The 4,781-nt window shown below is 53.0% G+C and carries 5 protein-coding genes; all 5 read left to right on the plus strand.

Annotation, left to right across the window (positions count from 1 at the left end; all coding sequences use genetic code 11):
• Positions 1–54 precede the first annotated feature (54 nt).
• Positions 55–1,023: an AAA family ATPase gene (locus tag HMPREF3143_RS10780; RefSeq protein WP_000085162.1), complete on the plus strand. Its 969-nt coding sequence runs from the start codon at positions 55–57 to the stop codon at positions 1,021–1,023.
• Between the two features lie 10 nt (positions 1,024–1,033).
• On the plus strand, positions 1,034–1,942 hold the full coding sequence (locus tag HMPREF3143_RS10785) for a hypothetical protein (protein WP_000739139.1): 909 nt from the start codon (positions 1,034–1,036) through the stop codon (positions 1,940–1,942).
• Positions 1,943–2,002: 60 nt separating this feature from the next.
• Positions 2,003–2,533, plus strand: a complete 531-nt coding sequence (ssb, locus tag HMPREF3143_RS10790; RefSeq protein ID WP_000987165.1) for a single-stranded DNA-binding protein — start codon at positions 2,003–2,005, stop codon at positions 2,531–2,533.
• A 94-nt stretch (positions 2,534–2,627) separates the two neighbouring features.
• Positions 2,628–3,617, plus strand: coding sequence for a phage recombination protein Bet (gene bet, locus HMPREF3143_RS10795; protein WP_001282585.1), 990 nt, complete (start codon positions 2,628–2,630; stop codon positions 3,615–3,617).
• A 62-nt stretch (positions 3,618–3,679) separates the two neighbouring features.
• On the plus strand, positions 3,680–4,690 hold the full coding sequence (locus HMPREF3143_RS10800; protein ID WP_000706865.1) for a YqaJ viral recombinase family nuclease: 1,011 nt from the start codon (positions 3,680–3,682) through the stop codon (positions 4,688–4,690).
• Positions 4,691–4,781: the final 91 nt, after the last annotated feature.

Consider the following 4,781-nt stretch of genomic DNA (forward strand, 5'->3'; position numbering starts at 1 on the left):
GGCGCATCCGCCCGGTTCGGGACGTGGTGCGCCTGTCACAATAGGAGCGCACCTATGTCTCAATACTCTCAATTCTCAGTAAGCAAGGTTTTCGGTATGCCCAGCATTCCGGAGAAGGTAACGGCCATCGGCTACGCTGACGGTTCAAACCCTTTCATCCCTGCCACTGATACCAACTACGTTTTCCGCAAAGAGTTTCTGCGAGAGGTCTTGGCCTATCTCAAAGAGCCTGGCGGTGACGCATTGTTCGTAACCGGCCCTACCGGGTCTGGCAAAACCTCAGGTATCACCGAGATCGCTGGTCGTCTCAACTGGCCTGTTCAGCAAATCACTGCCCACGGGCGGATGGAGCTGACAGATCTGATTGGACATCACGCTCTGGTCGCGGAAAAGCCTGGTCAACCACCTGTCATGAAGTTCATGTATGGACCCCTGGCAGTCGCTATGCGTGAAGGTCATCTGCTCCTCATCAACGAGGTGGATTTGGCCGACCCTGCCGAGCTGGCTGGTCTCAACGATGTCCTTGAAGGGCGTCCCCTTGTGATCGCTCAGAATGGCGGGGAAATCATCAAGCCGCACCCGATGTTTCGTGTGGTCGTTACTGGTAACTCTACGGGGTCCGGTGATGCTTCTGGTTTGTACCAGGGGGTGATGATGCAGAACCTCGCAGCTATGGATCGCTATCGTTTCACCAAAGTAGGGTATGCGGATGAGGAAGCTGAACTCAGCATTCTTGGCCGTGTTACTCCGAAACTTCCGGAAAATGTGCGGAAGGGAATGGTTCGGATTGCTAATCAGGTCCGCAAACTGTTTCTTGGCGAAAACGGTGAAGATGGTCAGATCAGCGTCACCATGTCCACTCGGACGTTGGTGCGTTGGGCGAAACTGTCTCTAGCGTTCCGTGGTGCCCCAAATGCTCTTGAATACGCCCTGGATCAAGCTCTGCTTATCCGTGCGGCCAAAGAGGAGCGTGAAGCCATCCTGCGTGTTGCGAAGGATGTGTTCGGGGACCAATGGCGCTAAGGGGTGACGCATGAAGAAAAATGACTGTTTGTGCCGTCGTTACACTGCTAAAGAGTGGGGCAATGACGAAACCACAATAGAAGTCTTCATTGGCTACAAGTTGCTCCGGGAGCCCAGCTCCTCGGAGCCAGGCCAATTCACGATGGTCGAGCTACGCCGAACCGTCACTGATGGGAAAGCTGAAAATTGGTCTGAGACAAAGCTCGAAGGACCTTTTGAAGCTAACGGCCCAGACACGATCCCAATGTCCTACAAGGACAAAGAAAGCCAGTATGTGTCACAGTTTCTCAGCCAGGGGTACACCTTTCTGGATGAGGTGCTGGTAAACGCAGAGACACAGACGGTGCTGGAAGGGGGGAATGTTTCAGCCGGACAAACAGCCAGCTTGGGATCTCTCAACTGGCTGTTATCTCCGCCCTCTGAGTTACCTCCAGGTGACATAAACCTCTTCAAAGGTTTTGTTGCTGGGGTTTTTGCCAAAGGAGCCGGTTTAATCGGCTTTGAGGTTGCTCGGAGCGAAGGCTCAAATGACTTGCTACCCAGTGTGCTGATGCGTACTGACAGCGGTTATGAGCTTGGGGTTAGCACTGGACTAGGCGAAAACACTATCCATCCAGCTACGCTGGAAGGCGCTGGTGAACTCCGCCCGGAACATGGTCACAAACCCCTGCTGATGTTGGTTTACCTGCAACAGCGTTTCGCGGATGACTTTTCAAACGTAGAGAAGCCGCTGGTGGCATTCTGTGATGAACAGGGTGATACCTTCGACTACGAGCGTTTTGATTCACTAAAACCCCTCATTGAACGGTTTGGTTTCAGCTACGACGAAGTAAGAGCAGATGCAGAAAGGCTTGGCCTTGTATCTGAGCTGATTCGCCTGGCAGAGATCGACGCCGAACAAGAGGATCACTTTTTTTAACCCTTACGGGGGCTTGCTCCCCGAAAGGGGCGTTGGCCCTCTCCAAATAACTTGGAGGTCATGATGTCTAAAGGCGTCAACAAAGTAATTCTGGTCGGTAATCTCGGTTCTGACCCGGAAATTCGCTACATGCCAAGCGGAACTGCCGTTGCCAACTTCAACGTTGCAACAACGGATACGTGGCGCGATAAGCAGTCTGGCGAGCAAAGAGAGCATACTGAGTGGCACCGTATTGTGCTTAAAGGTCGTTTGGCAGAAGTCGCTGGTGAGTACCTGAAAAAGGGCTCCCAAGTCTATCTCGAAGGGAGCAACCGCACCCGGAAGTGGACTGACAGCCAACAAATCGAGCGCTACACCACCGAAGTACACTGCGTTGAAATGCAGATGCTTGGTGGTCGTGGAAATGCACCTCAGGACAACTCTCAACGTGCAGCGCCCCAAAAAGGGCAACGTACAGGAGCCGGTACGCAATCTGCTCCTGTGCAGCAATCAGCACCGCAAGGTGGTATGGGCGGAGGCTATGGTCCCGCTCCTGATGGCTGGGATGATGACATCCCGTTCATGCGGCTGCACCACTTGGCTGGCGGGTAACACCGCCAACTCTTACTAAACCCCACGGGGGCACTCATGCCCCGAGGGGGTCATGGTGTCCTCAAACCGTTCATTCGTGAATTGGAGAAACACCATGTCTGATAACAAATCTCTTGTAACCCGTATCGCAAGCCGGTTTGGCGTGGACACCCGAAAGTTCTATGAAACTTTGAAGGCGACCGCATTCAAGCAGCGAGATGGAAGTGCCCCGACCGATGAGCAGATGATGACGCTCCTGATCGTGGCTGAACAGTACGGTTTGAACCCTTTCACTCGGGAAATCTATGCGTTTCCTGACAAGCAAAATGGGATCATTCCGGTAGTAGGTGTTGATGGTTGGAGCCGCATCATCAACGAGCATCCCCAGTATGATGGCGTCGAGTTCGTGTATTCGGACAAGATGGTCAGAATGCAGGGGGCGAAAGTTGACTGCCCTGAGTGGATTGAATGCGTGATTTACCGTAAGGACAGATCTCGCCCTATCCGCATCAAGGAGTTCATTGATGAGGTGTACCGTGAACCGTTTCAGGGTCAAGGTCGCAATGGTGCTTACACTGTTGATGGCCCCTGGCAAACGCACACCAAGCGTCAACTCCGGCACAAGTCGCTGATCCAGTGTTCTCGTGTCGCATTTGGTTTCTCTGGTATTTATGACCAGGATGAAGCTGAACGCATCCGTGAAATGGAGCAGGCATCGGCCATTAACCCGGCTATTGCCAATCTCCCTTCACCATCTCAAGTTCAAAGCCAAGAGCCTTTGGCTATTGAGCACAAAGAGCTTGACCCGATCCTAACCAAACTCGCAAATCGCGCCATTGCTGAAAACGCATGGTCTGCGGCGCATGAGTATGTGAAGGGACGGTATGAAGGTTCGGAACTGCAATATGCGACTCAATTCCTTCGTGACAAGGAGATGGATCAAATGGAGCCTCCGAAACCTGACTACCAGGAAGCGCACGAGCAAGAGTCCGCCGCTGGTGGTTCTGCAAATGCTGAACCTGGTGCCGAAGAAATGCCGCCTTTGAGTGACGAGGACATGATCCCTGTTACAGAAGAGGAGGGCGCGGAAGGCAGTTACTACTAACCCCAACGGGGGGGACTCCCCCGCTGGGGGAGATCTCCCTCCTAACCATTGGAGAGAGGTCCATGAAAATAGTCAACCTATCGCAACGAGAGGAAGATTGGCTTGATTGGCGGCGTCAAGGTGTAACAGCCACTGACGCCGCTATCCTGCTCAATCGGTCTCCGTACAAAACACGATGGAGACTGTGGGCCGAGAAGACTGGGTATGCGCGTGAAGTCGATCTGAGTCTTAATCCGCTGGTTCGCCGGGGGATAGAAAACGAAGATGCTGCAAGACGCGCTTTCGAGGAGAAGTATGATGACATGCTGCTCCCCGCCTGTGTCGAATCGGTTCAATACCCGCTCATGAGGGCCTCCCTGGATGGCCTGAGAGATAACGGGGAGCCCGTCGAGCTGAAAAGCCCGAGTGCGACTGTCTGGGAAGATGTTTGTGCTGAGAAAGCAAACAGCAAGGCATACCAGCTTTATTACCCGCAGGTGCAACACCAGCTCCTGGTAACGGGGGCCAAGCAAGGCTGGTTAGTCTTCTACTTTGAAGGTCAGATTCAGGAGTTTCCAATACTCCGAGACGAAGCCATGATTCAAGAAATCTTGGCCGAGGCTAAAAAGTTCTGGCAACAGGTAGTAGACAAGAAGGAGCCCGACAAAGATCCAGAGAGAGACCTGTACATACCGCAAGGTGAAGAGGTCAACCGTTGGATTGCTGCTGCTGAGGAATACCGCCTCTATGATGCTGAGATTCAGGAGCTGAAACAGCGACTGTCTGAGCTTCAAGAAAGGCAAAAGCCTCATCTCGACACCATGAAGTCCCTCATGGGGGAATACTTCCATGCCGACTACTGCGGTGTGATGGTAACGAGATACAAAGCGGCTGGCCGGGTAGACTACAAAAAGCTGTTGGCTGATAAGGCGTCAGGCGTGAAGCCTGAGGATGTTGACCAGTACAGAGAGAAGTCATCAGAGCGGTGCCGTGTAACGGTTACTGGCTCTGTGAAGCCACGGTACATTGTTGATGAGGACGTGCTTGCTCCTCTTGATGATTTGCCGGAAGAAGTAGAGACGTTCTACTGGTGAGTGGGGGATTTTCCCCCGCTTTCCCTTGGGGATTCTGGGAGTCTCCAACGGAAAGCAAGATTTTGTTCTCTTCGGAGAGCGAAAAGTGCGA

It is taken from the genome of Enterobacter sp. HMSC16D10 (genome assembly GCF_001807145.1).
GTDB lineage: Bacteria > Pseudomonadota > Gammaproteobacteria > Enterobacterales > Enterobacteriaceae > Enterobacter > Enterobacter roggenkampii.